This window comes from Myxococcus sp. NMCA1, assembly GCF_026810205.1.
GTDB classification, from domain to species: Bacteria; Myxococcota; Myxococcia; order Myxococcales; family Myxococcaceae; genus Myxococcus; species Myxococcus xanthus_A.
Map to the genome: position 1 here is coordinate 7299924 of NZ_CP113950.1, position 26708 is coordinate 7326631.

Here is a 26708-nt window from a genome sequence, read left to right on the forward strand (position 1 = left end):
AGTGGTGACTGCCAACAAGCGCCTGTGGTTCATCCGTGCGGGCCGCGATGCCGCGTTCTTCGATGCCTTCCGGACGGAGGGGTACGTCGGCATTGGCTGGGACAAGCTCGGCCAGCTCGCGCCGGACGTGAGCGCGGACGAGCTCGACGCCCGGTTCGCCAAGGCCTACCCGGAGGACAAGGAAGGCACTCGGAGGGTCTGGGCCGCGCAGGTCCGCCGGTTCATGCGCGATGTTGAGCAAGGCGACAGCGCGGTGACCTATGACCCGAACGAGCGCATCTACCTCCTGGGGCGCATCGAATCGAACGTCGAGAACCACGCCGGGCCGCCTCCGCTGGTCCGACGCGTTCGCTGGACGCACCACGTGCTGCGAAACCAGTTGAGCGCGGCGACTCGCAATGGCCTCGGGTCCATCGCCACATTGTTCCGGCCCAACGCGGAAGCCACCACGGAACTCTGGGCGCAAGCCGTGGAACTGGAACGTCCCGTGGCGTCCCTGCCGCCCACGTCGGCCCCCACCGTGGACAGCGACGAGGGCACCGAAGCGGTGCTCCGGGAGGAGCAGTTCGAGAAGGCGGAGCAGTTCATCGAGGACCGTATCGCGAGACTGAACTGGAGCGAGATGCAGGAACTCGTCGCAGGCATCCTCCGCGCCATGGGTTATCGCACGCGCGTCACCGCGCCTGGCGCGGACCGGGGTGTCGACATCTTCGCTTCACCCGACGGCCTGGGCCTCCAGGAACCCCGCATCTTCTGTGAGGTGAAGCACCGCGTGGGAGAGTCCATGGATTCACAATCCATTCGCGCCTTTCTCGGGGGCCGCAAGCAGGGCGACCGGTGCCTCTACGTCAGCACAGGCGGCTTTACCAAGGATGCGCGTTATGAAGCGGACCGCTCCTCGGTTCCGCTTCGACTCCTCACCCTCTCCGACCTTCGTGAGCTTCTGGTCGAGCAGTATGAGAACCTCGACGCGGAGACGCGGGCGCTGGTCCCCCTGAAGAAGCTTTACTGGCCCGTCGGGTAGTCGAAGGGCGGGGCGTCAGTCCCACGCAATCTGGTCGAAGGTAGCGCGCAGTTTCGCACCTCGGGCTGGGTGCAGGTGTGCAACCCAGGCGATGCGGCCCAGCAGGTGCGCGCGGAAGTCGGGATGCCCCTCGGTGTTCTGGCTCGCGTGGCCTCGCGTGCGGCACAGGTGGAGAATGGCCTTCAGCCGCTCGTAGTCCACACGGCGAACCGAAGGATGCTCATTCACCACCACGCCCGCGAGCCGCTGCTGGGTACTCCGGTGCATCACCCGCGTCTTCCCTGTGCGTGGCGTGAAGCCCTCCTCGCGGAGAATCTGGCTCACGTAGCGCAGCAACTTGTGCGTGCGCCGGGCCAATGCGTCACCACCCGAGAACGCCAGGTCATCCGCGTAGCGCGTGTACTTCGCGCCCATCGCAGCAGCGAGCGCCGACAGCCGGACATCGAGCCGGTACGCCGCGAGGTTGGCCAGCGCGGGTGACGTGGGCGCCCCCTGGGGCAGGTGACGCGATTCGAGCCTCCGCCCCAGACGCCAGCGCGCGCTCGCCGCGGCGAGTGAATCCGGCCGCTGCGCCTGCGACACCACCGCGCTGGGTGTACGGTTCGTGCAGAGTCCCGCGAGCGCGCTCACCACGCCGTCCGGATAGCCCGCCGTGCGGAACACCGCCCAGATTCGCGCGGGCCGCACGGAGAAGAAGAAGTCCTCAAGGTCCACCCGGACCACCACGGCCTGCCGTGCGTGGGGCTCAGCGAAGCTGCGGACACTCCGACCCGCGACGAAGCCATGCGCCGCGTCGTGCGGCGGGATGTGGGCCAGGATGCCGTGCAGCAGCTTCCGCTGAACCAGCGACAGGTCCAATCCCGGTCGTTCCAACAGGCGCTCTCCGCCGCTGCGCTTCGGAATCCAGGTGTACCGATACCGCCGCCACCGTCCTGGCGAGGACGTGCGCTCGATGCCCGGTACATCCGCCAGCCAGTCCAACTGCGCCACTGTTACGCCCAACCATGCCGCGAGATCGGCTTGAGTCGGCAGCTCTGGCACGGGCCACGGCTGCCGCGCCATCCGCGGCTCGGAAGCAATCCAGCGCACGATGCGCGCACGTGCCGAAGGCTCTGTGAAGCCCCGCACGAACGCGGGACGCGAAGCCAACAGGTCCCCGAGCAACTCCATCCGCGCATGCGGCGGACGCGGGAAGAAGATCATCGCGCTGCGAGCCAGGGACGCCACCCAGTGCGCCCGTCCTCCGACGACCTCCGTGCCCCTTTCAACGAGCCCCTTCAGCGTCCAGGGTCCCGCGAGGAACGCGGACGCGAGCGCCTGAGCCACGACACGCCGCTCGCTCATCTTCCACACTCACGCCATGCGGCGGCGTGGCCCCACCTGTCGTGTCTTGCGTGGCCCGGACCGCGGCTTGCCGCGGAGACGGCCGCGCTTGACGGTGTGCTCCTGATGAGTTGTCCCCGGGGGTGCCCCGGAGAGGCAGCGGACCGCAGCTTCACGGACCGGCTACCCGCTGGGTGTCCAAACCGCCGCATGGCCCTCCGACGGTACACGTCGCACTTTCAAAAAGAAAATGCCGTGCACGCACGCCACTTGTGCCGCGAGCGAACGGTGATTGAGTTGCGCCCGTGACGGCTTCCACCGAGACCCAGCGGACCATTCAAGCGGTCTGGAGAATCGAGTCAGCCCGCCTCATCGCGGGCCTCGCACGGATGGTGCGCGACGTGGGCCGCGCGGAGGAACTCGCACAGGACGCGCTCGTCGCCGCGCTCGAGAAATGGCCAGAGTCGGGCGTCCCGGACAACCCGGGCGCGTGGCTCATGGCCACCGCCAAGCGCCGTGCCATCGACGAACTGCGGCGGGACAAGCTCCTCGAGCGCAAGCACGAGGAACTCGGTCACGAACTGGAGTCACTGCAAGGCTCGACCGCGCCGGACCTCGACGCCGCGCTCGACGACGTCGTGGGCGATGACCTGCTGCGCTTGATGTTCGTCTCCTGCCACCCCGTGCTCTCGAAGGAGACACGGGTAGCGCTCACGCTCCGGCTGCTCGGAGGCCTGACGACCGAGGAGATTGCACGCGCCTTCCTCGTCCCCGTCCCCACCGTGGCCCAGCGCATCGTCCGGGCCAAGCGCATGCTCGCGGAGGCACACGTCCCCTTCGAAGTCCCCGAAGGCGGGGAACTGGCCGCCCGACTGTCGACCGTGCTGGAGGTCATCTACCTCGTCTTCAACGAAGGCTACGCGGCGACGGCTGGCGACGACTGGATGCGCCCCGCGCTCTGCGAGGACGCCCTGCGCCTGGGCCGAATCCTGGCGGGACTCGCACCGAAGGAGCCCGAGGTCCATGGTCTCGTCGCGTTGATGGAGATTCAGTCGTCACGCGCACGAGCGCGCGTCGGGCCGAAGGGCGAGCCCGTCCTCCTGCTGGAGCAGAACCGAGCCCTCTGGGACCATCTCCTCATCCGCCGGGGCCTCGCGGCGCTCGAACGCGCCGAGGCGCTGGGAGGCGCCCAGGGCCCCTATGCGCTCCAGGCCGCCATCGCCGCGTGCCACGGCCGCGCCCGCACGGCCGAGGCGACGGACTGGGCACGCATCGCCGCTCTCTACGACACGCTGGCGCAGGTCGTCCCCTCCCCTGTCGTGGAGCTCAATCGGGCGGTCGCCCATTCCATGGCGTTCGGCCCGGAGGCGGGACTGCCCCTCGTGGACGCGTTGACCTCGGAGCCGTCACTCCAGGGCTACCACCTGCTGCCCAGCGTCCGCGGAGACCTGCTCGGCAAGCTGGGCCGCCTCGACGAGGCCCGCGCGGAGTTCGAGCAGGCCGCCGCCCTCACGGCGAACACGCGAGAACGCGCTCTGCTCCTCGAACGGGCCGCCGCGTGCGCGCGCGGAACCGGACGTTCTTGAGGTCGGCGGACGCCCCTACCCACCTCCCGGAGTGGACCGCCCCTGCCCGGCTGTTGTAAGCGCAAGGTGCCGGAGCGGCCCGGGTGAACGCCGGTCACCGCAGTCATGGGTGGCGGGAGGAAAGTCCGAGCTCCAGAGGGCAGGGTGCTGGCTAACGGCCAGTCGAGGCGACTCGCAGGAAAGTGCCACAGAAAACAGACCGCCCGTTCCGCAAGGGGCGGGTAAGGGTGAAACGGTGCGGTAAGAGCGCACCGCGTCCGGGGTGACTCGGACGGCTCGGTAAACCCCACCTGGAGCAAGAGCCAATAGGAGCGCGTCCTCGCCGTACGGAGGACAGGGATTGCCCGTCCCATGCGTTCGGGTTGCTCGCTGATGAGGCCCCTGGGCAACCAGGGCCCTAGATGAATGTTCACCGCCCATCCCGAAAGGGGTGGGAACAGAACTCGGCTTACACGGCCGCTCCGGCGTTTTCCCTCTGAAGTCAGCGCGTGGACCCCCTCCTCGGCGTGGGAACTGCGGTTCTCCACGATGGAGGGGCTTTGCTTCACGGGCCTAGTGTCTCCGGCATGCAAATGCAAACCGGTAGGCACTGGCAACGAAGCGTCCTGGCGGCAGTCGCAGTCCTGGTCCTGTCCGCCTGCAACGTGGGCGACGAGCACGAGGAGCCCCTGGAACTGGGCAGCAGCGAAGCGGAGCTCTCCTGTCAGGTGAGCCAGCAGTGCGCGAATGGCACGTCCATCACCTGCGGCTCCGCGAGCGGCATCTGTACCTCCGGCGCTGACAACGGAGGCTGGGTGGAGTGCAACGGGAGCCGGACCTACTGTCCGACGACGACGCCGTGTACCTGCGAGAGCACGCAGCGCACATCCCAGGGCTATGCCTCCAGCTTCAACTGCCCGGCCGCATGGTCCCTGGCGGAGGAAAACGCGTTGGCCCTCGCCGAACAGGCGTGTCCACGGGGGCTCTGCAACGTCGTCACGACGCAGGGCACCTGCACCCGCGTCAACACCACCACGATGAGGGCCGGGTACACCGTCACCTACTCCTGCATGGGGCCCCCGAACTGCCAGTAGCCGGCAGCCCCCAGGTGCCCGCTCAGGCGCGACTCAACGCGCCACGGGCACCTGGCCCAGCAGGATGCGGTCCTTGCCGTCGTTGCGCACGGCGTTCGGGTTGAGGATGCGCAGCCGGGAGTCCGTGCGCGGCTCCCAGAACCCCAGCCAGATGTTCAGCGCGCGGGCCGTCGAGCCGGGCGGCACGTAGATGGGGAACTCGTCCTTCACCGTCTCGCCGGGCTTCCACTGCGACGTGGGCAGCATGCCACCCGCGGGCTTGTGGTCCACGTTGATGCGCTCGGCGCGGCCGTCCGCGTCCTCCACGTGGACGAAGATGAGGTAGTCGTCGTCCATGGGTTGGAGCACCTTGAAGTAGAGCGCCACCTTCGCCTGGTCTCCGGGCGTCAGCCGCCCGGGCTCCACCGTGGCCCCCACCAGCTCCACCTTGCCGCCCAGGTTGGCGCCGCTCTTCACGGACAGCGGGGGCACCTGGGTGACGGTGGCCGCGCGCCGCTCCTGCGCGCTGGCGCCGCCGGGCGCCTCCACGATGCAGGCGCTGCCGAGCAGCAGGAGCGACGGGAGCAGGACACAAGAGGGCTTGAGACGCATCACGACTGGGTTCTACCCGGCCACGGGCGCTGCATCCACCGGCGCGTTGGTGTATGCGAACCCGCGCACATGAAGACGCCCAACGCCCTCGACGCCCTGACCGCGCAGGTGCCGCCCGCCCCCTCTCCCGCTCCCACCCCGGGCGGGGGTTCCACGCAGCCGGGCACCGGTACGCCCCCCCCGGACAGCTCCCCCGCGGGCGACGTCGTCGGCATTGGCGCCGCCGCCCTCTTCGTCCTGCTGATGGTGCTGGCCGCCCGGAAGCTGTTCTTCCGCAAGCGCCCCGAGGAGAAGAAGCCCCCCACCGTCCCTCCCGCGGCCGAAAAGCCCGCCCTCCCCGCCGAGCAGCCCCGGCTGCGCGTGGAGCTGCCCCCCTCCGAGGCGGAGGCCGCCCGGCTCCGCGAGGCCGAGGCCGCCCACGACCGCGCCGAGGCCCTGGCCCGCCAGCGCACCGAGGCCGCCCAGGCCGCCCGCACCGCCACGGACGCCGCCGAGCGCGCCCGGCTGGAGGCGGAGGCCCGCGACCTCAAGGAGCGCGAGGAGGAAGAGAAGCGCGCCGAGTACCGCGCCAAGAAGGCCGCGGATGACGAGGCCCGGGAGCGCCGCAAGCGCGAGCAGGTCGAAGCCCAGCGGCTGATGGAGGAGGAGCGCGCCCGCGAGGCCGCCGCCGCCGAGGAAGCCCGCCGCGCCGAGGAGGCCGCCGCGCGCGCCAAGGTGGAGGCCGAGGCCGGCCGCACCCTGGCCCAGGGCCTGGACAAGACCCGGAACCAGGGCTTCATGGCCCGGCTCAATGGCCTGTTCGGCCAGCAGCGCCAGGTGGACGAGTCCGTCCTGGCGGAGCTGGAGGAAATCCTCTTCACCGCCGACATCGGCGTGCGCACCGCCAACCACCTGGTGGAGGTGGCCCGCGAGAAGCTCAAGCGCAACGAGCTGAAGGACCCAGAGCGCATCAAGGGCCTCATCCGCGACGAGGTCGCCCGCATCTGCGACTTGCCCGTGCCGCGCTCCCTGGAAGGCGGCGGACCGCCGCACGTCGTCATGGTGGTGGGCGTCAACGGCGCCGGGAAGACGACGACCATCGGCAAGCTGGCCGCGAAGCTCACCAGCGAGGGCAAGAAGGTGGTGCTCGCCGCGGGTGACACCTTCCGCGCCGCCGCCACCGAGCAGCTCGACGTGTGGGCCGAGCGCGCCCAGGCCCAGCTGGTGAAGGGCGCCGAGGGCGGAGACCCCAGCGCCGTCATCTTCGAGGCCGTCAAGAAGGCGAAGGAGGAAGGCGCGGACGTCATCATCGCGGACACCGCCGGCCGGCTCCACACCAAGGCTCCGCTGATGGAGGAGCTGAAGAAGGTGAAGCGCGTCATGGACAAGGCCCTGCCCGGCGCGCCGCACGAGGTGCTGCTGGTGCTGGACTCCACCAACGGCCAGAACGCGATTCAGCAGGCCAAGCAGTTCCACGAGGCCGTGGGCGTCAGCGCCATCGCCCTGACGAAGCTGGACGGCACCGCGAAGGGCGGCGTCGTCATCGGCATCTGCGACGAGCTGAAGCTCCCCGTCGTCTGGGTGGGCGTGGGAGAGAAGGTGGCCGACCTGCGCCGCTTCGAGCCGCGCGAGTTCGTCCGCGCCCTCTTCGACTGAGGGCCCGCGTCACTCTCCCATCAGCCCAGGGATGAGCTGCTCCAGCAGCTCCTTCGACTGGGCGTCTATCTCCTGGAAGGCCTCAAAGCCCTGCATGCCCTGGAGCGCCTCCAGGTCCATGCCGGGCAGCGACTGCAGGGCCTCCAGCCCTTCCAGTCCCTCGAAGCCGCCTAGCAGCGACTCCAGACGGGGCTTGCCCAAATCTTCGTCGCCCTTCGCCTCCCGCCACCAGCGCGTGCGCAGCCGCTCCAGCGCGCTCGCGTTGGCGGGGCTCGCCTTCGCCAGTTCCTTCGTGAAGCAGTCCTTGCACGTCCATTTGAAGCGGTACGTGTCCACGTAGGCGCGCAGGGCCTTGAGGAAGGCGGCGTCTCCCACCAGCTTCCGCGAGGCGTGGTGCAGCAGGGGCGCCTTGCCGTAGACGAGCGCGCCGTACTCCATCTCATCCGCGAAGTGGCCCGTCGGCCGGTCCGCGCGGCCGTCCTTCCCACCTGTCATCCGGTACAGGTGGTACTGCCCCACCAGCGTCTCCTGGCGCACCGACTCCGCCACCTTCTTGCCGTGCTTCCATTCGAGGTAGAGGAGCGCGGCGTACTGGGCCAGCGACTCATCCACCACGGGCTCCAGGATGGGGTCCGAGCCCACGAGCCCCGCGAAGTACTGGTGCGCCACCTCGTGCGCCACGGTGAACTCCAGCGTGCGCTCCATGGCGCCGTTCAGCTGTCCCAGCACCCCTCCTCCCCCGCCCCCGCTCTGCCCCAGCATGCCCAGCATCGCCTCCAGGTCCTCCATGCCCTGCATGCCGCCGCCCAGCAGCTCGGAGGCCCCCGCCGCGCCGCGGTACAGCTGCGTCGCGATGGTGACCAGCCCCGGGAACTCCATGCCGCCCGCGCCTCCGGACAGCGGCGCCTGCACCACGCGGAAGTGCGTGTACGGCAGCGGCCCCAGACGGCGCTCGAACTCCGCCAGCATCGACGTGGCGTACTTCAACACGCGCTCGCCCGCGGCCTGGTCCGCCGCGGCGTAGTGGCTCTCCACCGTGACGCCATTCACCGTGGCGGTGGAGCTGGCGTAGCCCCGCGACACGAAGAGGGGAAAGTCGCGCACCGCCGCGGCGGCGAAGGCGTAGCGCACCCGCCCATCCCGCTCCGGGACCTCGCCCATGGGCACGCCGGTGGCGTGCACCGCCCAGCCCGTGGGCACGGTGATGGTGGCCAGCACGTGCGCCGGCTCATAGAGGCCCAGGTCTCCAATCCCCTGCGGGCCCTCCCAGGGCCTGCCATCCTCGCCCACTGGCGGAACCTGGGGCACCACGCCCACCAGACTGATGAAGTCCGCCGTAGCGGAGAAAGCCCCGTGGTCGCCGCCCGAAGGACGCCCGCCCCCACCGCCCATCAAACCGCCGAGGAGGCCTCCCGCGGCCCCGCTCGAGGGCGCGGCGGCACGCGGCACCAGGCCCTCCACCGCGACGTCCAGCACCGCGGCGGCGCCCGGCGGCACCGGCTCGGACTCCAGGGACAGGCGGTACAGCGTGGGCTCCGGCCGCTCCAGTTTGACGGGCCGGCCGCCCAGCTTCGCGTCCGACAGCGTCACCCGGCGGCCCTGCGCGTTGGGCGTCAGCCGCAGGTACAGCTCGGTGAGCGGATGCTTCCGGGCCAGCACCTCCACCTGCACCCGGCCCTTCACCCCACGGGTCTCCGGGTCCACCTCCAACTGCACGCGGTAGAGCGGCAGCTCCTCCAGGGGCCCCAGCGCCTTCGCGGCCCGCTCACGCTCGGCGGGCTTCAGGTGCTGGAGGCACAGCTGAACCTCGGGAGAAACCAGGGGTTCCGCGGGCGCACTGCCCCACGCCGGCGTCCCGGAGAGCACACACCACAGCAGGCACCCATGGAGGAAGGTCCGCATGCGGCCATGCTAATTGACCCGGGTCACCCCTGCTCATCTACCCTGGACCTCCCATGCATTCTCGAACGCTCGTCATGGCCGCCACCCTGGGGCTGATGGCCTGTGCGCGGCAGGTGCCCGCCTCGGCCACGCCCACCTCCACCTCGACCGAGCCCCGTGCCGTTCGGCTCCTGCTGGACACGCCCGCCCGGGAGACACACACGCTGACCAAGCTGCGCGAAGACATCGAGGTGGACGCCACCGAAGGCGAGCGCACGCCGCGCGTCGTCGCCACCGGCCAGACGCCCACGATGAGCCTGGACGGACGCCGGGCCCGCCTCTACGGCGATGCGAAGGGGACGCTCGGCATCGCCGTGGACAACTTCCTGCTGCTGGAGGTGCTGGACGCCAGTGGACAGGTGACCCGGCGCACCACCGTGGGCTTCACCGAAGCGGTCCACATGGGCCGTGAGCAGGTGGACAGCGTGGGGCGCCGCGCCTTCACCTTCGAAGCGGGCGAAGTGGACATCACCCACCTGCTGCCCGACTCCGCCCCCTTCCAGGTCCGCGCGACCGCGCTGGACACCTGGGGCGTGGGACGGGTGAGCGACGTGTACCTGCTGCTCGCCCCGGACAGCCGCGGCGACAACGACGACCTGCGCGACCAGTAGAACCCGTGGCGCCGTCCCGCCCTCGACGTGGGCGGGACGATTCACGACCGCATCAGAAGCGAATCGCGCCCGCGGGCGGAGGGGCCTGAAGCCCCGCGCCACCACCGCGCACCGAGCGGATGCCGCCCAGCACGGCGTCACACCCCGCTGGACCGCACACGGCCTCGGGGCTCAGCGGGCTGGCACCACCGCCCTGCGTCGCCATCACCGCGCCCACCGTGCCGGCCGCCACCACCGCGCCAATGCCGGCCCACACGTACCAGCGGCCGTACCACGGCTTGGAGCCTTCCACCTCGGGCGTCTCCGGGTCCCCAGTGAACGACAGGCCGGGGGCCGTCTCGTCGTCGCGGTCGAGCTTGGAAGACGGCTCCAACACCGGGCTCTTCGGCACGTCGGCGGTGGCCACGGACGTGTCCAGCAGCGGCCGCAGGTTGCCCGTCACCTCGTACGTCCGTCCCGCGAACACGGTGATGTTGTGCACGTCCGGCTTGAAGCCCGGGGCCCGGAACTCAATCTCGCGTGAACCCGGGCGCAGCAACACGTTGGCCTGCGGCACGGCGCCCACCTGCTGCCCGTCCACCATCACCACCGCGTCCGCTACGTCCGCCGTCAGCGTGGCGAAGCCCATGGTGGCGTCCATGGACACCAGCACCTCCGCCTGCGTGCCCGACTTCACGTCGATGCGCCGCGTGAAGTCGGCGTAACCCTGCCGGCGCACCACCAGGTGGTGCTCGCCCGGGCGGACCTCCACCGGCACGACGGCCGAGGAGAGGACGCCGAACTCCTTCCCATCCACGAACAGCTTCGCGCCGCGCACGTTGCCCGTCATGCGGACGAGTACCTCCGTCTTCGCGGGCGTCAGCGGCGCCAGCAGCAGGTCGTCCTCGGCCGCGGGCTTCTTGCTGCCCTTCGCGGGCGCCTTCGCGCGCGCGGGCTTCTTGGCGGGTGCCTTCGCGGGCTTCTTCTTCACCACCTTGGGCTTGCCCGTGTTGGGCTTCGACGGCGTGGTGAGCGGCGCCAGGAAGTCATCCTGCGCGAGCGCGGCCGAAGGGGCGGCCAGGACAGTCACCAGGGCGAAGACGACGATGCGGTGGAGGCTCATGACGAACCGAAGGTTAGAGAGTCATCCCAAGGGAATCAAACAGAGTCCCAGGGCCTTGCGGATTGGGAGAATATCCGCCCCCCATGCACCGCGTCCTGCCCACACTGGCCCTCCACCTCAGCGTCCTCTCCCTCACCGCGTGCTCCGCGAAGGCGCCGCCCAGGACGGAGCCCGTGCCGCCCGCGCCGCCCGCGGTGAAGATTCCCGCTGGCTGCGAGCAGAACCAGGGCGGCGAGTACCACCACGCGGGGAACCCGGCCTTCCGGTACTACGGCGACGATGACGGCAGCACACTCTCACTCGCCGTCGTCCGCGCACATGACTCGGAAGCGGTGGACGCCCCGGACGCGGGCTCGCCATCCATCGTCCTGCGGCGCACACCCGCGGGCTTCGTGGGCGAAACGCGTGCCACCGGCTTCTCCGGCGCGGGGACGCCCTGCCCCGTCACCTTTCCGACAGAGGTGGTGCGGTGCACGGACGTGGGCCTGACGCTGCGCTCGGCGACCAGCACCTCCATCGACGAGGACTGCCGCACGGCCCCGGCGGGCGCCCCCAGCGTGCGGATGGAGCAGGTGCTGCTGCGGGGTCCGCCGGATGCGGGCAGCTCACCGGACGCGGGCACCTAGAAACGCGAAAGGGGTGAGGCGGCGCGGTGCCAGCCCCACCCCTGACCTTCCCGAAGGAAGGACGCCGCTCAGGCCGCGCGGCGGGGCTGCTCGTCGGCGGCGTCCACCGCGGGGGTGGACTCCACCAGCTTCATCCGGCCGGATAGGCCCTGCAGCAGGCTGGAGCTGCCCACGTACAGGAAGCCCGCCAGGAACAGGACGATGAAGGGCACCGACGTGTAGATGCGCGCATCGATGGCAAACCACAGCGCGCCGGTGAAGTACGCGGCGAACAGCAACTCCACCAGCGGCAACAGCGACTTGCTTCCCCGGTACGCCTTCTTGACGGTGACGGCCTTCTTGCCCTCGGCGCCCGTCTTCGGCGTGCGCGCGAAGCCCGACTGCTGATTGAGCAGCGCCTCGGCCACCGCCTTGGCGTTGCTGATGGCCATGCCGATCCCCAGGCTCATGAGGAACGGCAGGTACTTCACCCGCTCCCAGCCCTTCGCGCCGCGCTCGCGCTGCGCCGCCACGTAGAAGAAGCAGACACTGGCGGTGGCCGTGAGGAAGAAGGGCAGGTCCAGGAACAGCGTGCCGTACAGGCCGTGCTGGAAGCGCACCACCATGCTGATGGGCATCAGCACCGACAGCAACACCATCAACAGGTACGCCATGTTGTTGGTGAGGTGGAAGAAGGCCTCGCGCTTCACCACCAGAGGCAGGTCGCTCTTGAGGATGGTGGGCAGCAGCTTCTTCGCCGTCTGGATGGAGCCCTTGGCCCAGCGATGCTGCTGGCTCTTGAAGGCGTTCATGTCCACCGGCACCTCGGCCGGGGAGATGACCTCGGGCAGGAACACGAACTGCCAGCCCTTCAGCTGGGCGCGGTAGCTCAGGTCCAGGTCCTCGGTGAGCGTGTCGTGCTGCCAGCCGCCCGCGTCGGAAATCGTGTCACGGCGCCAGATGCCGGCGGTTCCGTTGAAGTTGAAGAAGCAGCCCGCGCGGTTGCGCGCGGTGTGCTCGATGATGAAGTGGCCGTCCAGGAAGATGCTCTGGGCCTGCGTCAGCAGCGAGAACTCGCGGTTCAGGTGCCCCCAGCGCACCTGCACCATGCCCACCTTGTCGTCCGAGAAGAACGGCACGGTGCGCATCAGGAAGTCGGGGCTGGGCACGAAGTCCGCGTCGAACACGGCCACGAACTGGCCCTTCGCCAGCTTCAGGCCGTTCTCCAACGCCCCCGCCTTGAAGCCCTGGCGGTTGACGCGGTGGATGTAGACGATGTCGTGACCCTTCTGGCGCTGGCGCTCCACGCACGCCCGGGCGATGCCACACGTCTCATCCGTCGAGTCGTCGAGGACCTGGATTTCGAGCAGGTCGCGCGGGTAGTCGATGCGGCACACCGACTCCACCAGGCGCTCCACCACGTACATCTCATTGAAGATGGGGAGCTGGATGGTGACCTTGGGCAGCGACTCCAGCGCACCCTTCGGCGTCGGCAGCTTGAACTTGTGCCGGTAGTACAGGAACGCCATCCGGTACCTGTGCGAGCCGTAGACTCCCAGCACGCACAAGAGACTGAAATAGACGCCCAGGAAGATGATCTCGACGGTGGTCATCGGTGACGCTCAACCCCTGCCACAGCCCAGAGGGCCTGCGGTCCTTCCGTGCGGGGCGGCCCGGCTGATTCCGTCTCGCGCGGACCGGCGCGAGATGGGTCGTCCAAGCCCCCACATCGTATGTACCCGAAAAGACAAGGTTTTGACCTTCGGGGAGTGATCGGCGCCGGACAATAGGAACGCGTTCAAGGCCGTGTCAAACTATTCCCCGGATTTGAACGTTCCGTTCACGGGGTCCTGACACCCTGCGTCACTCCTACCACACCCAGCTTGTGTCCCTGGCGTCGGGGTTGAAACAACGCCAGGGGTTGACCGACCTGGAGGGTCAGCTCACCGCGCGGCGAGGCGCACCCAGGCCCGGCGGGGTCTCCACGACGGGGGCCTCCAGGACACCGGCTTCGTCACGGGTGGCCAGCGCCAGGATGCGCTCCGTGAGCGCGGCGAAGTCCAGCCCGGCCCTGGCGGCGATTTTCGGCAGCAGGCTGGTGGGGGTGAAGCCCGGCAGCGTGTTCACCTCCAGCACCACGTCGTTCTCCGTGTCCGAGCACATCATGTCCACCCGCGCCTGCCCGCGGCAGCCCAGCGCGCGGTAGGCCGCCAGCGCCAGGGCCTCCACGTTGGCCACGCGCGTGGGAGACAGCCGGGGTGGGCAGAAGTACGCGGCCCCGCCCTTGTATTTGGCGTCGAAGTCGAAGCCCTCGCGCGGCGTGGCCACCTCGCAGCTGCCCAGCACCTGGCCGCCGAGGATGCCCACCGTGACTTCCCGGCCCGCCACGTAGCGCTCCACCAGGGCCTCGCCGCCGAACCGGCTGGCCTGCGCCACCGCGAACGCCAGCGCCTCCGGCTCACGCACCACGGCCAGCCCCACCGACGAGCCGCCACACGCGGGCTTCACCACGCACGGGAAGCCCAGGTCGCCGTGCAGGGCCAGGGCGCGCCACGCGTCCTCGCGCGCCACCGTGTAGCCATGGGGCGTGGCCAGGTTGTGCAGGCGGAAGAGCCGCTTGGCGAAGGGCTTGTTCATGGCCAGCGCCGACGCCAGCACGCCCGAGCCCGTGTACGGCAGCTCCAGCAGTTCCAGCAGGCCCTGCACCCGGCCGTCCTCGCCCATGCGCCCGTGGAGCGCGACGAAGGCCACGTCCAGTTCGGCCGCGCGCAGTGCCCGGTCCAGGCCCGGCCCCGCGAAGATGCGAGTCACCTGATGGCCCCGGGACTCGAGCGCCGCCACCACGGCCTCTCCCGTCTTGAGCGAAATCTCCCGCTCCTCGCCCCACCCGCCCATCAGCACTCCCACGCGCTTGCCCATGTCGATGTTGCCTCCTGGGCGGAGCACAGAGCATGGATGATGCCAGCCACGCGGCGGTGGGCGGAGCGGGACGGTCTCCCTCGGAAACCGCCTGGGTGAGGGACTTCAGCCACGCCGTGCGCGAAGAGCAGGCGTGTCCTCCGGGCCGCGGCGTGGCCGGGGCGCCACGGAGCGGGCGGCCCGCGTCAGGCGCCGCTCCGTCTCCACGCCGCGAGCCGCGGACCTCGGGTGAGGCAGGTCAGCTGGCCGGGAACTCCGGCTCCAGGACGGGGCCCGGTCCGGTGGTGCCCGCGTCGTCCGGGAGCCCGGCGTCCGGCGCTTCCGAGCCCGCGTCCGGGTCAGTGGTTCCCGAATCCGTGTTCAGGCCACCGTCGGTGTTCAGACCACCATCGGTGCCCGCATCGGTGCCGCCATCGGACGGCGCGGAGCCGTCGGGGACGCACGCGTTGTCGACGCAGGAGTAGCCCTCCAGGCACTGGTTGAGCTCATCGCAGGGCTGCCCTTCCTCGTCGAAGTCGACGAGGAGGCTGCACGCGGACAGCCCGGTGCCCAGGGCCATGAAAGCAACGAGGTTTCGCAAGGGACGGCGCATGGCTAGTAGTTCCGGAGATCGTCATCGTCGAGTGCGGGCCGCTTCTTCTTCTTCTCTTCCTCTCGCCGCCGCTCCTCCTGCCGCCGCCGCTCTTCCTGCTCGCGCTGCGCCGCGGACTCCTCCTGCTTGCGCCGCTCCTCCAACTCCTTGCGCTGGCGCTCCACCTCTTCACGGCGCTTGCGGAGCTCTTCCTCACGCTGGCGCGCCTCATCCTCCTGCGCGCGCTTGTTGGACGTGCTGGGCTCCTTCTGCGTCGAGGCCGGCACCGCCTGCGCGGGAGGCGGAGGCATGGGCAGCGGCTCCTTCGCCGCGGCGGGGGCCGCCTTCGGCGCGGGAGGCGTGTCCTGCGGCGGCGCGGCCGCGGGGACGGGCGCCGGCGCGGGGCGGCTCGCGCGGGAGGACGACTTCGAACCACCGCTGCCGCCATTGGCGAAGGCCAGGTAGCCGCCCGCGCCCGCCGACGCGAGGCCCAGGAGGATGCCGACGTCGGCCACCAGCGCGTACGACTTGCCCGTGCTCTTGAGGTCCTGGGCGCGGCTGCTGTTCTGCGCCGCGCGCTTGAAGTCATCCGACTTCGCGGAGGCCTCCATGCCGAAGTAGACGCCGCCGGCCAGCAGCGCCACGCCGGTGGCCATCAGCACGTAGCCCACGGTGCGGCGCGTGTTGCTGACGCCACCCGAGAAGTGCGTCACCGGCTTGCCGCCCTGGCGCGGCGCATCCGCCGACACCAGCTGCGCCAGCAGCGCCTGCGAACCGTCCACCAGCCCCTCCCCGCGCGGCACCGTCCCCAGCGCGTAGGCTTGGTTGTGGCCATCCGACACGTCCAGGCGCAGGCCCGTCACCTCCAGCGGCGCGGTCCCGGCACCACCGCGCACCAGGAGCGCCAGCACCTGGGACACGCCCGCGAGCGTCCCCAGCTCACGCAGGGCCGCGTCGCGCTCCTGGCTCTCCGGCTTGCGCGCCGCCTGCTCGGTGAACGTCTGCAGGCCCTTCTGCGCCGCCACGGGGGCCAGCGTCAGGCTGACCTCGCCCTCGCGCTCCCGGCGCTGCGTCAGCGCGTAGCCCGGCGCCACCACCGTCACGTAGTGGTCCGCGGCCGTGAGGTCGGCGACGTCCACCGGCGAGATGCCCCGGAACTGGCCGTCCACGAACACCTGGGCCGGCACCGGCTCGGTGCTCACGCGCAGGCTGGCCTTGGTGCCGGTGAGCACCGCCTTGCGCTCCTTCTCCACGAAGGTCATCTCCTCCGGCGGGAAGAAGTTGGGCGAGAAGCGCGCCTCCGGGTTCAGCGCCAGCGCGGTGCGAATCTCCAGCTGCGCGGCGGTGTTCTCACCGTTGGCCACCTGCGACGCGGCCTTCATCACCCGCGCGCGGCTCAGCTCGGTGAAGCGCTGGGAGAGGTCGGCGACCTCGTAGCCGCGCACCGCCTTGTCGAAGTGCTCGAGCGCCTTCTCGGTGTCGAGCTCGTCGTAGGCGCGCTGGCCCGCCTTCATCGCCTCGGCGGCCTCGGCCTCACGGGCCTGGCGCTCGCGCTGCCCGTCCGCGTCCAGCGCGTCCGACAGGCGCACCAGCTTCAGCCGCCCCGAGCGCGTCACCGCCAGCTCCGCCTCGCGCGCCAGCCGGGCCGCGTCGCCACGGGCCTCCGCGTCCAGCGCAATGGCCACCACGGTGACCGTAGCCGCATCGGCCGGCGCATCCGCCGTCGCCGCGCTCAAGGCCCGGGGCACCAGCCGCGAGGACACCGGCGTCTGCGCCGCCGCGGGTCCCACGGCCAGCAGTCCCACCAGCCATCCACTCAACGCGGCGTGAACCGCTCGCACATTCGAAGGTCGCATCTCTCGTTCACCTTTTGCTCGTTGCGCATCAAACGGACTGCACAGCGAAATGCAAGTGAGAAGGAGTCCTCAGCGACCCGCTGCCCGAGCTGGAGTACGCGCGGGAGCGGATGCCATGCCATGGAGATAGTCCAGGGCGACCCTCAAGGGATAGTCCTCCAGCTTCGCGGTGACGTCCCAGGGCTTGAGATTCTCCGGCAGGCCTCGGGGCTCCGGCGCGGCGGGCTCGGTCGCGGCCGTCGGCTCGGCGCGGAAGTGGCGCTGCAGGTCCTTCTCCCGCACCACATCGCGCGGCACCTTGCCTCCCGCTTCGTCGGGGACGAGGAAGTCCGGGGTGATGCCGCGCTCCTGGATGCTGCGGCCCTTGGGCGTGTAGTAGCGCGCGATGGTCAGCTTCAGCCCGGAGCCATCCTCCAGCTCGATGACCGTCTGGACGCTGCCCTTGCCGAAGGTGGGCGTGCCCAGGATGCTCGCGCGGCCATGGTCCTGGAGCGCGCCCGCCACGATTTCGGACGCGGAGGCACTGCCCGCGTTGACCAGCACCACGACGGGGTAGTCCTTCTCCGTGTCGCGGTCCTTGCTGCGCTCCACGGTGGCGCTTCGGCCATCCCGCCCCCGCGTGGAGACGATGGGCAGATTGCCCGGCAGGAAACGGTCGCTCACCGCCACCGCCTGGTCCAGCAGCCCGCCCGGGTTGTTGCGCAGGTCCAGCACCAGGCCGCGCAGCTCCTTGCCGCCGTTGAGCGCGCGCAGCCGGTCCAGCTCCTTGCGAAGGTACAGGTCGGTGCGGTCCTGGAAGTTCTTCACCTTCACATGGCCGATACCGCCATGCAGCGCGCCTTCCACGGACACGATGCGGATGTGGTCCCGGATGATGGCGATTTCGCGCGGCGCGCTGAAGCCCTCGCGCATGATGGTCAGCAGCACGCGTCCGCCGGCCGGGCCGCGCATCTTCTGCAGCGCGCGCCCCACGTCCATGCCCTCGGTCCGCTCACCGTCGATGCCGACCAGCTCATCGCCGGCCTTGATGCCCGCGCGCGCCGCGGGGGTGTCGTCGATGGGCGCCACCACCACGATGCGCTCGCCCTTGCGCGCGATTTCGATGCCCAGGCCGCCCCACTCGCCCGAGGTGTCGATTTTCATCTCCCGGTACACGTCGGGCGGGAGGAACACCGTGTGCGGATCCAACGTCTCCAGCATGCCCTGGATGGCGCCGTAGATGAGCCGCTGGCGGTCCGGCGACTCCACGTAGTTGTTCTCCACGTAGGAGAGCACCCGCGCGAACACCTCCAGCTGCCGGTACGTGGCGTCGTCGCGCTCGGCCTGCTCCGCGCGGCCCGCCGTCCCCGCGTCCTTCCTGGGCGGCTCCGCGGCATGCGCCCACGGAGCACTCAGGAGGAAGAAGGCGGTCAGCGCCGCGCGCCATGGCTGGGAGGAACCCGTCACGTCGGTACGTCCTTTCCCGGGGCGGCCCCGGAAGGCTCCGAACCAGTCTACCCGGCCCTCACAGCTCCGCCGAGTCGGCGAAACGCACCAGGTGCGACACCAGCTCGTCCGGGCGCTCCAACTGCGGCACGTGCCCGAAGCCATCCACCACGCGCACCTGCGCATGGGCAGGCAGGTGGGCGCGATACCAGTTCAGCGTCTCCGACGGCAGCAGCCGCTCACTGCCGCCCCACAGGAACAGCAGCGGCATGGCCAGGTTGCGCACCTGCTCCGGCTCCAGGCAGGCGCGCGTGGCCAGCGCCTCCGCGGTCAGCGCCCGCACGGTGGGTGTGTCGTAGAAGTGCCGCAGCTCGTAGGCGAACAGCAGCGCGGGCAGGGGCGGACGGTGGAACAACCGCCGCGTGAAGGCACGCGCCTCCGCGGGGGACTTCACGACGAACGAGTTGAGCAGCGCGGTGTTCTCCGCCTCCGGCAGCTGCGCGCCCGCGGGAGCCACCAGCGCCAGCGCGCGGACCCATTCGGGGTGATCCGCCGCCAGGTTCACCGCCATGGCGCCCCCCAGCGAGTTGCCCACCACGAAGGCCGGCGCCTTCACCACCTCTTCCACGTAGGCGCGCAGCACCTCGAACTGGTTGCGCACACACACCTCTCCGCCGCAGTACTCCACGGAGAAGCCGTGTCCCGGCAGGTCCGGGGCGTACACGCGGGAGAAGCGCTTCGCCATGCCGAAGAGCGTGCGCCCAAAGCCGTTCGCCGAGCCGCCCAGCCCGTGCACCAGCACCACTGGCGGCCCCTTGCCCTGCCCCGTCAACGCGTAGTGGTGCACCGTCTGGTCACCGACCTGCATTGTCGTGGACTCGACACCACGCGCCACCAGCATGTGCCGCAGCGCCTTTTGCATTCCGCCCATCAGGTCCATGCGCTCGCCTGCTCCTCGCAGAAGGGTCCCACGACAATAACAACGCGTCCGCGAACTTGCCGCAACGCGTCAGGACCCGGGCGCCAGCCACAGGGCGGGGTCGACCGCCTGCCCGCCCTTGCGCACCTCGAAGTACAGGTAGGCGCCCTTGAGGGAACCAGTGTCCCCCACCTCGCCCACCACGTCTCCGGGAAGCACCATGCCGCCCAGTTCGGGGGTGATGGAGGACAGGTGGGCCATGAGGGTGTGGTAGCCGTCGCCGTGGTCCAGGATGAGCAGGTTGCCGTAGCCGCGCAGGGCGCCGGCATAGGCGACGGTGCCCTCGGCCACGGCCCGTACCGGCGTACCCGCGGCGGCGCGGATGTCCAGGCCCTTCTGGACGGTGACGGTGTTGAAGCGCGGGTTGACGACCTTGCCGAAGCCCACCTCGACGATGCCTGACACGGGCCGGGGGAGCTTGCCGCGCAGCGCGCCGAAGCCGCTCGTCGCGGGCAGCTCCTTCAGGTCCTGCACCATCCGCGTCAGCTCCGCGTCGGCCTGCTCCAGCTCGCGCACCGCGCGCCGGGCCAGCTCCGCTTCGCCCGCGAGCGTGCCCACCACCTCCTCCAGCCCTTCTTGCTGCATGCGGGCCAGTCGCTCCTGCTCCTGGAGGAAGGCCATTCGCGCGGCGAGCGACGCCTGGAGCCGCTCCAACTCCCGCGTGGCCTGACGCTGCAGGCGCGCCACGCGCTGTACGGTGCGCAGCAGCTCCAGGTCGCCGGACATGCTGGCCTCCAGCGCCCTGGCTCGCCACACCAGCGCGGCGAAATCCTCGGCCGACAGCAGCACCTCCAGCGGGCGGCGGCGCATCAGGCGGTACAGCGTGCGCAGGCGCGGAGACAGCCGGCGCAGTTGCAGTTTCAAAGCCTCGGCCAGCACGGCCTGCTCACGCTCCGCCAGCAGCACGCGCCGGCGGAACACCGCCAGGTCGCCTTCCAGCGAGCGCACGCGCCGGCGGGAGAAGGCGGCCATCTCCTGCATCAGCTCCACGCCCTCCAGCACGGAGAGCTTCTTCGCCTCCACCAACGCCAGCGTCGCGCGCTGCGCGCTCAGCCGCTCACGCACCGCGGCCTGTTCGGCATCCTCGGCCGCCGTCGCCGGAGCCGCCGACATGGCCGTCGAGGCCCACAGCCCCAGTGCCAGCAGGAGGAGGCGCCAGCTCATACGCGGAGGAAACGCCCCACGGCGACGAAGCTGCCGCCCAGTCCCAGGCCACAGCCAGCGCACAGCAACTCCAGCGCCAGCCGGGGCTCCACCCATGGCGCCGCGACACCGGGCCCCAACAGGAAGGCGAAGAGCGCGCCCAACGTGGGCCCCAGCATCCGGCCGAAGGCCCACAGCCCCAAGAGCGCCACCGCCGCGCCGAGCACGCCCTGGAGCAGGCCCTCCAGCAGGAAAGGCGCCTTGACGAAGCGGTCCGTGGCGCCCACCAGCTTCTGGATTTCAATCTCGCCGCGCCGCGAATAGATGGCCAGTTGCAGTGTCGCCGCCACGATGACCACGGTGGCGCCCAGCACCACCGCGAAGGCCACCAGCGAGCCGAAGCGCAGCGCCCGGGCGATGGCGGACAGCCGCTGCACCGCCGCTTCACCGTAGTCCACGCCGGCCACGCCAGGCGCCGCTCGCAGCGTCTTCGCCAGCGCCAGGAGCGCGTCCGGGTTGCGCCGCTCCGGCGGCACGCGCAGTTCCAGCGACACCGGCAGCGGGTTCTCCGGCAGCTCCGCCAGCGCCTCGCCCAGGTCGCCCAACTCCGTGCGCAGCCGTGAAAGCGCGGCGTCTGGCGACACCAGCGTCACCTCGCCGCCGCTGAGCGCCAGCACGCGGGCACGCACCCCGTGGACCTCGTCCGCGTCCAGTTCGGGCGCCAGGTACACCGTCACCTCCACCTCGCCGCCGAGCGACGCCAGGAGGTTGTCCAGCACCCGCGCCGCGCCCCGGGCCATGCCCGCGGAGAACAGGGCGATGGCGATGGTCGTCACCGCGATGAAGTGCACGAAGGGCGAATGCTTCAGCCCCACCGCCGCCGAGCGGCAGAAGTACGCCACCTTCGACAGCGCGCTCATACCACCATCCGGCGCGCCGCCTTGACGCCGTCCTCGTCGGACACAATCTGCCCGCGCTCCAGGCGCACGGTGCGCTTCTGGTAGCGCGACAGCAGCGTCGCGTCGTGCGTGGCCACCATCACCGTGGTGCCGCGCACGTTGACCTGCGTGAGCAGGTCCATGATTTCGACGGTGAGCGCCGGGTCCAGGTTGCCGGTGGGCTCGTCCGCCAGGAGGATGGTGGGGTCATTGACGAGCGCTCGCGCGATGACGACGCGCTGCTGCTCTCCACCCGACAGGCGCAGGGGGTAGGAGTCCGCCTTGTGCTCCAACCCCACCAGCTTGAGCATGCGCCGCACCTTCTCGCGCGCCTCCGCGCGGGGCACGCCCAACACGTCCAGCGTGAAGGACACGTTGTCCTCCACCGTCCGGTGCGGCAGCAGCTTGAAGTCCTGGAACACCACCCCGATGTTGCGCCGCAGGTACGGCACCGCGGACTCACGGATGCGGGCGATGTTGCGGCCGCCCACGAGAATCTGCCCCTTGGTGGCCTTCTCCGCGCAGAAGATGAGCTTCAGCAGCGTCGTCTTCCCCGCGCCCGAAGGGCCCGTGAGGAACACGAACTCGCCCTTCTCCACGTTGAGGTTGATGTCCGACAACACCGGTGGGTCGCCGGGATACGCCTTATATACGTGGAAGAACTGAATCATGGCGGCGGGCGGAAGGCCGCCAACCTAGCACGCCCGGGCGGCATCCCCCACGCACGCCCCGCGAGAGGGATTCCTGCCCGTTTGCCCAGGCCGCACGAATATCTGGAGCGATGTCCGGATGGGCACGCCAGGTGCCCACATCCGGAAGACCGCGTGGGCGGGCTACTGCTCGCCTTCGCCCGCCAGGTAGCTGAGGATGACCTCGTCGAGGCTCTTCTCCGAGATGAGGTCCTCGCCGAAGAGCGTCTCCACGCCAATCTCGTTGATCTTCGGCTTCTCCTTGAGGGCGCGCGCCGCGGCGACCTCCGGAGGAACCACCACGGGCGCGGGAACCGCCACGGGCGGAGGCGGCGGAGGCGGCCGCTGCGCCATGGACTGGCCAGGCTGCAGCTTCACCTGCGCCGGGTCCGTATCCGCCGCGAGCTGACCGGGCTGGTAGCTGCGCGCGGTGGACTCGTAGCTGTCGTACACCCCGTTGATGAGGTTGCGCAGCATCTCCTTGTGCTGCTCCTCCATCAACTCACGCACGACCTCCGCGAGGTTCTCCGCGTTGAGGATGTCCGCGTAGGACGTCTTCTTCGACGCGAGGATGTTCCCGCCCACGAACAGGTGGGTGATGATGTGGGGGTTGTTGACGCCCGAGTCCTCGGTCTGGACGTGGTAGACCTTCCCCTTGTGCTTGATGTTGTGATTGAAGCCGGTGACGGCTTTTTCGAAGGTTTTCGTCATCGCCGAGGTCGCGGACCGTACCAGCCGCATCCGCACGACACAAGGTAAGCGTGACCTGCTCTCGTCCTTCGTGCTGCCACACGCACACGAGTGACTCCCTGGCCCACCAGCCGTGCAGGCCACGGCGATTGCCCGGCAGTTCCGTTGAAAAGCTGAAAGCGGCTGGGATACGTACAGGCTGACGGACGGGGTTCTCGACCCCCCCACCAACGGCGAGGACGCCCGGATGAAGACCCAAGAGATTGAAAAGAAGGTGCGCCAGCAAGACGCCCAGGTGCTGGCCCAGGGGTACTCGCCCGCCATCCGCGCGATGGAGATTGCCGCCATCGTCTCCTTCGTCTCCCTGGAGGTGGCGCTGGTGTACCGGCTGTGGGGCAACCCCTATGCGGGCACGTGGCTGCTGCTCAGCGCGGTGCTGCTGGGCTACCTCGCCGCGGACTTCGTCTCCGGCTTCGTCCACTGGATGGGCGACACGTGGGGCTCCACGGAGATGCCGCTGCTGGGCAAGGCGCTCATCCGCCCCTTCCGCGAGCACCACGTGGACGAGAAGGCCATCACCCGCCACGACTTCGTGGAGACCAACGGCAACAACTGCCTCATCTCTCTGCCGGTGGCCATCATGGCCCTGTGCATGCCCATGAGCGGCCCGGGCTGGGTGTTCTGCGCGTCCTTCCTCGGCGCGATGATTTTCTGGGTGATGGCGACCAATCAGTTCCACAAGTGGTCGCACATGGACTCGCCGCCCGCGCTCGTCGGCTTCCTCCAGCGCGTGCACCTCATCCTGCCCCCCGACCACCACCGCATCCATCACACCAAGCCGTACAACAAGTACTACTGCATCACCGTAGGCTGGATGAACAAGCCGCTGACGATGGTCCACTTCTTCCCCACCGCCGAGCGGCTCATCACCTGGGCCACGGGCCTGCTGCCGCGCCAGGACGACATCGGCGCGGAGGCGGCGCGCGCGCTGGTGGTCGCCGCGGGTGGCAGCGAGGCCCCGGTGGTCCAGGCGGCCAAGGAGCTGCTCACCCAGGCCACCGTGCAGGAGAAGCCCGCCTCAACGCGGCCGTAGTCCTCCGCCGTACCAGGACGCCCGCCCGGCCTGCCGCGGCGGGCGTTCGTGCGTCCGCGCCGCGTCACCCGTCAGAAGGTCAGGTCCACCTGCTCCGCGGCGGTGATGGGCCGGCCCAGGAAACGGGCTCCCACCTCCATGAAGCGCTCCGGCACGTCGGTGACGTAGTACGCGTGCTCCGGAGTGCCTCGCGACGCCGGCGCCAGTCCGTCCCGCTCCGACAGCAGCGCGGCCACGGCGTCCGCGGTGGCCTCCGCCGAGTCCACCAGCGCCACGTGCGGCCCCACCACCTCCGCGATGACACCCTTGAGCAGCGGGTAGTGCGTGCAGCCCAGCACCAGGGTGTCCACGCCGTCGCGGGTGAACTCGGCCAGGTAGTCGCGCGCCACCAGCAGGGGCACGTCGCCCGTGGTCCACCCCTCCTCCGCCAGCGGCACGAAGAGCGGACAGGCGCGGGCCTTCGCCCGCACCCGTGGGTCCGCGGACTCAAGGGCGCGCTGGTAGGCGCCCGATCGGATGGTGCCGGGTGTGCCGATGATACCCACCCCGCCCCCCTGCGTGCGCGCCAGCGCCGCCCGCGCGCCGGGGAGGATGACGCCCACCACCGGCACTGGCAGCGCCGCCTCCAGCGCGGGCAGCGCCACGGCCGAGGCGGTGTTGCACGCCACCACCAGCAGCTTGATGCCGCGCTCCAGGAGGAACTCCGCGTTCTTCAGCGAGTAGCGCGTCACCACCTCGCCGGACTTGGTGCCGTAGGGCACCCGCGCGGTGTCCCCCAGGTACACCGTGCTCTCGTGAGGGAGCCGGGACATGAGGGCCTTGAGGACGGTGAGCCCTCCGACGCCTGAATCGAAGACACCAATGGGACTGTGGCTGCCTTGCCGCATGGAGCGTGTCCCTATCACGTTTGATGCCAGCGCCAGCGGCAGCCCCGCTGAACGCACGAAGGGCCGGGATGCATCATCCCGGCCCTCCGCTCACTGCCCAGCCCACCTGCCGCGCTCAGTCCTCGATGAGGTACACCGGCAGCGAGGAGTTCGGGCCCGGGAACTGGTGGGCGACCACGTCGATGACGGGCGAGTTGTTCGGCGAGAAGTACTCGCGACCGTCGCGAGCGCTGGCGTACATCTCCACCACGTAACGGCCGGGCCGCAGGAACTGGTACACCACCACCGAGCTTTCATTCGGGCCATCGACGCAGTCGTGCCAGTCACCGACGTCGCCGTACACCAGTTCACCGGTGTGGATGTCGCGGAAGTTGATGCCCACGCGCTGCAGGCCGGCCTCGTAGCAGGTCTGGCGGTTCCCGTAACGCGAGCGCAGCTCCCACCGGACAGAGGCCCCGCCAATGGCCCACATCGACCCGGTGTGGGAGGTCGGCTGCCCCAACTGGGTGAGGATGTCGCCCCCGAAGTAGTACCAGGGCAGGCCATTCCTATCGACGGCGACGAGCTCCAACCCGTGGTAGCCCGGGTCCAGGTACGGCGTGCGGATCTGGTTGGCGGCGTGCCCTTCCCAGCACTCGAAGCGCGCCCAGTCACCGCCATCCACGCTCGCCTCGACGTGGGTGATCCCCGCCTGGTTGCAGTTGGGGCTGGGGCTGTAGCTGTTCGGCGGGAAGAGCCAGCTCAGGTAGGCGAAGGACGGCGGAGCGCCCGTCGGGGTCAGGTCCACGTTCACCGTCACGTTGCCGTCCACGGTGAAGGTTCCATGGGTCTCGTACAGCAACTCATTGCCGTAGCCGACGCCTTCCAGGCGGAACGAGTAGGTCCCCGGCGCGAATCGGTGGAGGACGATGCCGTCGAAGCCGTTCGCCTGGCAGTTGTAGCGGCCGTCGTTGGCCAGCACCTCGCCGGGGATGATGACGTTGACGCCATGGACCGCGCGGACATCGTCGCAGCGCTGACCACCGAAGCTCCAGCGGAAGGTCACATCCCCCTCGTAGCGGGGCACATCGCAGCACGGCTCTTCATGGACGACACAGCCAGGGAGGATCGCAAACAAGCAGAGGAATGCGACCAGCAACCGGGAGTTCATGGGGCACCTGTCGGTGGGGCAGTAAGGTGTTCGGCCCGCTTCTGCTCCATCCGACGGGCGGCGGCGGGAATTATTCACCGCCCTGGGCAATCCAGCTCAAGCAAGCAACCGTTTCCCCATTGTTTGACCCTGTCTTATCGGAGTGTTACGCGCTGCTCCCCATGACGCCCCACCTGCCCCTGGCGCTTGGCGCCATGAACTACGTGGAGATCATCCGCGACGCCTCCCTCATCGAGCTGGCAGTCCTGCTGCTCCTGATGGGCGTATCCGTGGCCTCCTGGGCCCTCATCGCCATGAAGGCGTCCCAGCTCGCCAAGGCTCGCGCACAATCTCTCACCTTCCTCGACACCTTCTGGAAGGCCTCGCGCCTGGAAGCCATCTACCAGACGGCCCAGAAGCTGGACGGCTCGCCGCTGTCGAAGGTCTTCTGCGCTGGCTATGAGGAGCTGACCAAGCTGGCGCAAGCCAAGGAGGGCGGCACCGAAGGCGCGCTGGCCGAACGGCTGGGCGGCATCGAGAACGTGGAGCGCGCGCTCCACCGGGCCTCCACGGCGCAAATCACCGAGCTGGAGAACCGGGTGTCCTTCCTGGGTACCGTGGGCGCGGCGTCGCCCTTCGTGGGCCTGTTCGGCACCGTTATCGGCATCCTGAGCGCGTTCAACCAGATTGCCGAACAGGGCAACGCGACGCTGGCCACGGTGGCCGCGCCGGTGGGCAACGCGCTCTTCGCTACCGCCGCGGGCCTGTTCGCGGCGATTCCGGCGGTGGTCGCCTACAACTCGTTCGTCAGCCGCATCAAGGTGTTCGACACGGAGATGTCGAACTTCTCCGCGGACTTCCTCAACATCATCAAGCGTCACTTCTTCCGGTAGCCGGG

General features: G+C 69.9%; 24 protein-coding genes and 1 other RNA gene. 9 read left to right on the forward strand and 16 right to left on the reverse strand.

Annotated elements, in window-relative coordinates:
- The first annotated feature begins 4 nt into the window (after positions 1 to 4).
- A complete protein-coding gene (locus tag OZ403_RS30155) occupies positions 5 to 1024 on the forward strand; it encodes a restriction endonuclease (RefSeq protein WP_268782391.1) in 1020 nt (339 codons plus the stop codon).
- A gap of 15 nt (positions 1025 to 1039) precedes the next feature.
- Here OZ403_RS30155 and OZ403_RS30160 read toward each other — a convergent pair whose 3' ends face one another.
- On the reverse strand, positions 1040 to 2368 hold the full coding sequence (locus OZ403_RS30160) for a reverse transcriptase family protein (protein WP_268782392.1): 1329 nt from the start codon (positions 2366 to 2368) through the stop codon (positions 1040 to 1042).
- A gap of 284 nt (positions 2369 to 2652) precedes the next feature.
- On the opposite strand from OZ403_RS30160, the gene OZ403_RS30165 reads away from it, so the two are divergent.
- The 3 genes from OZ403_RS30165 (at position 2653) to OZ403_RS30175 (ending at position 5006) form a co-directional block, all read left to right on the forward strand.
- Complete coding sequence (locus tag OZ403_RS30165; RefSeq protein ID WP_268782393.1) at positions 2653 to 3933, forward strand: RNA polymerase sigma factor; 1281 nt, start codon at positions 2653 to 2655, stop codon at positions 3931 to 3933.
- A gap of 71 nt (positions 3934 to 4004) precedes the next feature.
- Positions 4005 to 4400: RNase P RNA component class A (gene rnpB / locus OZ403_RS30170), an RNA gene on the forward strand.
- A 99-nt stretch (positions 4401 to 4499) separates the two neighbouring features.
- Complete coding sequence (locus tag OZ403_RS30175) at positions 4500 to 5006, forward strand: hypothetical protein (protein ID WP_268782394.1); 507 nt, start codon at positions 4500 to 4502, stop codon at positions 5004 to 5006.
- A gap of 33 nt (positions 5007 to 5039) precedes the next feature.
- Here the strand turns inward: OZ403_RS30175 and OZ403_RS30180 are convergent, their stop codons facing one another.
- Positions 5040 to 5597 carry a hypothetical protein gene (locus OZ403_RS30180; protein WP_171445472.1) on the reverse strand — a complete coding sequence of 186 codons (558 nt, stop codon included), beginning with the start codon at positions 5595 to 5597 and terminating at the stop codon, positions 5040 to 5042.
- A 69-nt stretch (positions 5598 to 5666) separates the two neighbouring features.
- On the opposite strand from OZ403_RS30180, the gene ftsY reads away from it, so the two are divergent.
- A complete protein-coding gene (ftsY, locus tag OZ403_RS30185) occupies positions 5667 to 7232 on the forward strand; it encodes a signal recognition particle-docking protein FtsY (RefSeq protein WP_140794748.1) in 1566 nt (521 codons plus the stop codon).
- A gap of 9 nt (positions 7233 to 7241) precedes the next feature.
- On the opposite strand, the gene OZ403_RS30190 is transcribed toward ftsY, so the two are convergent.
- Positions 7242 to 9134, reverse strand: coding sequence for a M1 family aminopeptidase (locus OZ403_RS30190; protein WP_268782395.1), 1893 nt, complete (start codon positions 9132 to 9134; stop codon positions 7242 to 7244).
- Between the two features lie 53 nt (positions 9135 to 9187).
- Here OZ403_RS30190 and OZ403_RS30195 point away from each other — a divergent pair, with 53 nt between their 5' ends.
- Complete coding sequence (locus OZ403_RS30195; RefSeq protein ID WP_140799680.1) at positions 9188 to 9784, forward strand: hypothetical protein; 597 nt, start codon at positions 9188 to 9190, stop codon at positions 9782 to 9784.
- Between the two features lie 52 nt (positions 9785 to 9836).
- Here the strand turns inward: OZ403_RS30195 and OZ403_RS30200 are convergent, their stop codons facing one another.
- Positions 9837 to 10886, reverse strand: coding sequence for a PEGA domain-containing protein (locus OZ403_RS30200; protein WP_140799681.1), 1050 nt, complete (start codon positions 10884 to 10886; stop codon positions 9837 to 9839).
- An 83-nt stretch (positions 10887 to 10969) separates the two neighbouring features.
- On the opposite strand from OZ403_RS30200, the gene OZ403_RS30205 reads away from it, so the two are divergent.
- Positions 10970 to 11512 (forward strand): hypothetical protein, encoded by a 543-nt coding sequence (locus OZ403_RS30205; protein ID WP_268782396.1) that lies wholly within the window; start codon positions 10970 to 10972, stop codon positions 11510 to 11512.
- 68 nt (positions 11513 to 11580) lie between these two features.
- Here the strand turns inward: OZ403_RS30205 and OZ403_RS30210 are convergent, their stop codons facing one another.
- The 10 genes from OZ403_RS30210 to OZ403_RS30255 form a co-directional block, all read right to left on the reverse strand.
- The gene (locus OZ403_RS30210) at positions 11581 to 13104 is read right to left on the reverse strand and encodes a cellulose synthase family protein (RefSeq protein ID WP_011555691.1); all 1524 of its coding nucleotides are present in this window, start codon (positions 13102 to 13104) and stop codon (positions 11581 to 11583) included.
- A gap of 325 nt (positions 13105 to 13429) precedes the next feature.
- On the reverse strand, positions 13430 to 14410 hold the full coding sequence (locus tag OZ403_RS30215) for a D-alanine--D-alanine ligase (RefSeq protein WP_140799683.1): 981 nt from the start codon (positions 14408 to 14410) through the stop codon (positions 13430 to 13432).
- 238 nt (positions 14411 to 14648) lie between these two features.
- Positions 14649 to 15002 (reverse strand): hypothetical protein, encoded by a 354-nt coding sequence (locus OZ403_RS30220; protein ID WP_140794754.1) that lies wholly within the window; start codon positions 15000 to 15002, stop codon positions 14649 to 14651.
- A gap of 2 nt (positions 15003 to 15004) precedes the next feature.
- The gene (locus tag OZ403_RS30225; protein WP_140799685.1) at positions 15005 to 16837 is read right to left on the reverse strand and encodes a PEGA domain-containing protein; all 1833 of its coding nucleotides are present in this window, start codon (positions 16835 to 16837) and stop codon (positions 15005 to 15007) included.
- A gap of 69 nt (positions 16838 to 16906) precedes the next feature.
- Positions 16907 to 18283: a S41 family peptidase gene (locus tag OZ403_RS30230; RefSeq protein WP_140794756.1), complete on the reverse strand. Its 1377-nt coding sequence runs from the start codon at positions 18281 to 18283 to the stop codon at positions 16907 to 16909.
- Positions 18284 to 18341: 58 nt separating this feature from the next.
- Positions 18342 to 19202, reverse strand: a complete 861-nt coding sequence (locus OZ403_RS30235) for an alpha/beta fold hydrolase (protein ID WP_140794757.1) — start codon at positions 19200 to 19202, stop codon at positions 18342 to 18344.
- A 69-nt stretch (positions 19203 to 19271) separates the two neighbouring features.
- Positions 19272 to 20405, reverse strand: a complete 1134-nt coding sequence (locus tag OZ403_RS30240; RefSeq protein WP_442929639.1) for a murein hydrolase activator EnvC family protein — start codon at positions 20403 to 20405, stop codon at positions 19272 to 19274.
- Positions 20402 to 21304 (reverse strand): cell division protein FtsX, encoded by a 903-nt coding sequence (locus OZ403_RS30245; RefSeq protein WP_140794759.1) that lies wholly within the window; start codon positions 21302 to 21304, stop codon positions 20402 to 20404. The genes OZ403_RS30240 and OZ403_RS30245 overlap by 4 nt, the downstream gene beginning before the upstream one ends.
- Entirely contained in the window at positions 21301 to 21993 is a 693-nt protein-coding gene (gene ftsE, locus OZ403_RS30250; RefSeq protein WP_140794760.1) for a cell division ATP-binding protein FtsE, read from the reverse strand. The genes OZ403_RS30245 and ftsE overlap by 4 nt, the downstream gene beginning before the upstream one ends.
- 162 nt (positions 21994 to 22155) lie before the next feature.
- Positions 22156 to 22722: a hypothetical protein gene (locus OZ403_RS30255; RefSeq protein WP_090490308.1), complete on the reverse strand. Its 567-nt coding sequence runs from the start codon at positions 22720 to 22722 to the stop codon at positions 22156 to 22158.
- A gap of 226 nt (positions 22723 to 22948) precedes the next feature.
- Here OZ403_RS30255 and carF point away from each other — a divergent pair, with 226 nt between their 5' ends.
- Complete coding sequence (gene carF / locus OZ403_RS30260; RefSeq protein WP_140794761.1) at positions 22949 to 23794, forward strand: plasmanylethanolamine desaturase; 846 nt, start codon at positions 22949 to 22951, stop codon at positions 23792 to 23794.
- Between the two features lie 71 nt (positions 23795 to 23865).
- Here carF and murI read toward each other — a convergent pair whose 3' ends face one another.
- Together murI and OZ403_RS30270 are read right to left on the reverse strand one after the other, a co-directional pair.
- The gene (gene murI / locus OZ403_RS30265) at positions 23866 to 24681 is read right to left on the reverse strand and encodes a glutamate racemase (RefSeq protein WP_140799686.1); all 816 of its coding nucleotides are present in this window, start codon (positions 24679 to 24681) and stop codon (positions 23866 to 23868) included.
- Positions 24682 to 24796: 115 nt separating this feature from the next.
- Entirely contained in the window at positions 24797 to 25747 is a 951-nt protein-coding gene (locus tag OZ403_RS30270; RefSeq protein WP_225888078.1) for a hypothetical protein, read from the reverse strand.
- A 245-nt stretch (positions 25748 to 25992) separates the two neighbouring features.
- Here OZ403_RS30270 and OZ403_RS30275 point away from each other — a divergent pair, with 245 nt between their 5' ends.
- Positions 25993 to 26703 carry a MotA/TolQ/ExbB proton channel family protein gene (locus OZ403_RS30275; RefSeq protein WP_011555704.1) on the forward strand — a complete coding sequence of 237 codons (711 nt, stop codon included), beginning with the start codon at positions 25993 to 25995 and terminating at the stop codon, positions 26701 to 26703.
- The last annotated feature ends 5 nt before the right edge of the window (positions 26704 to 26708 follow it).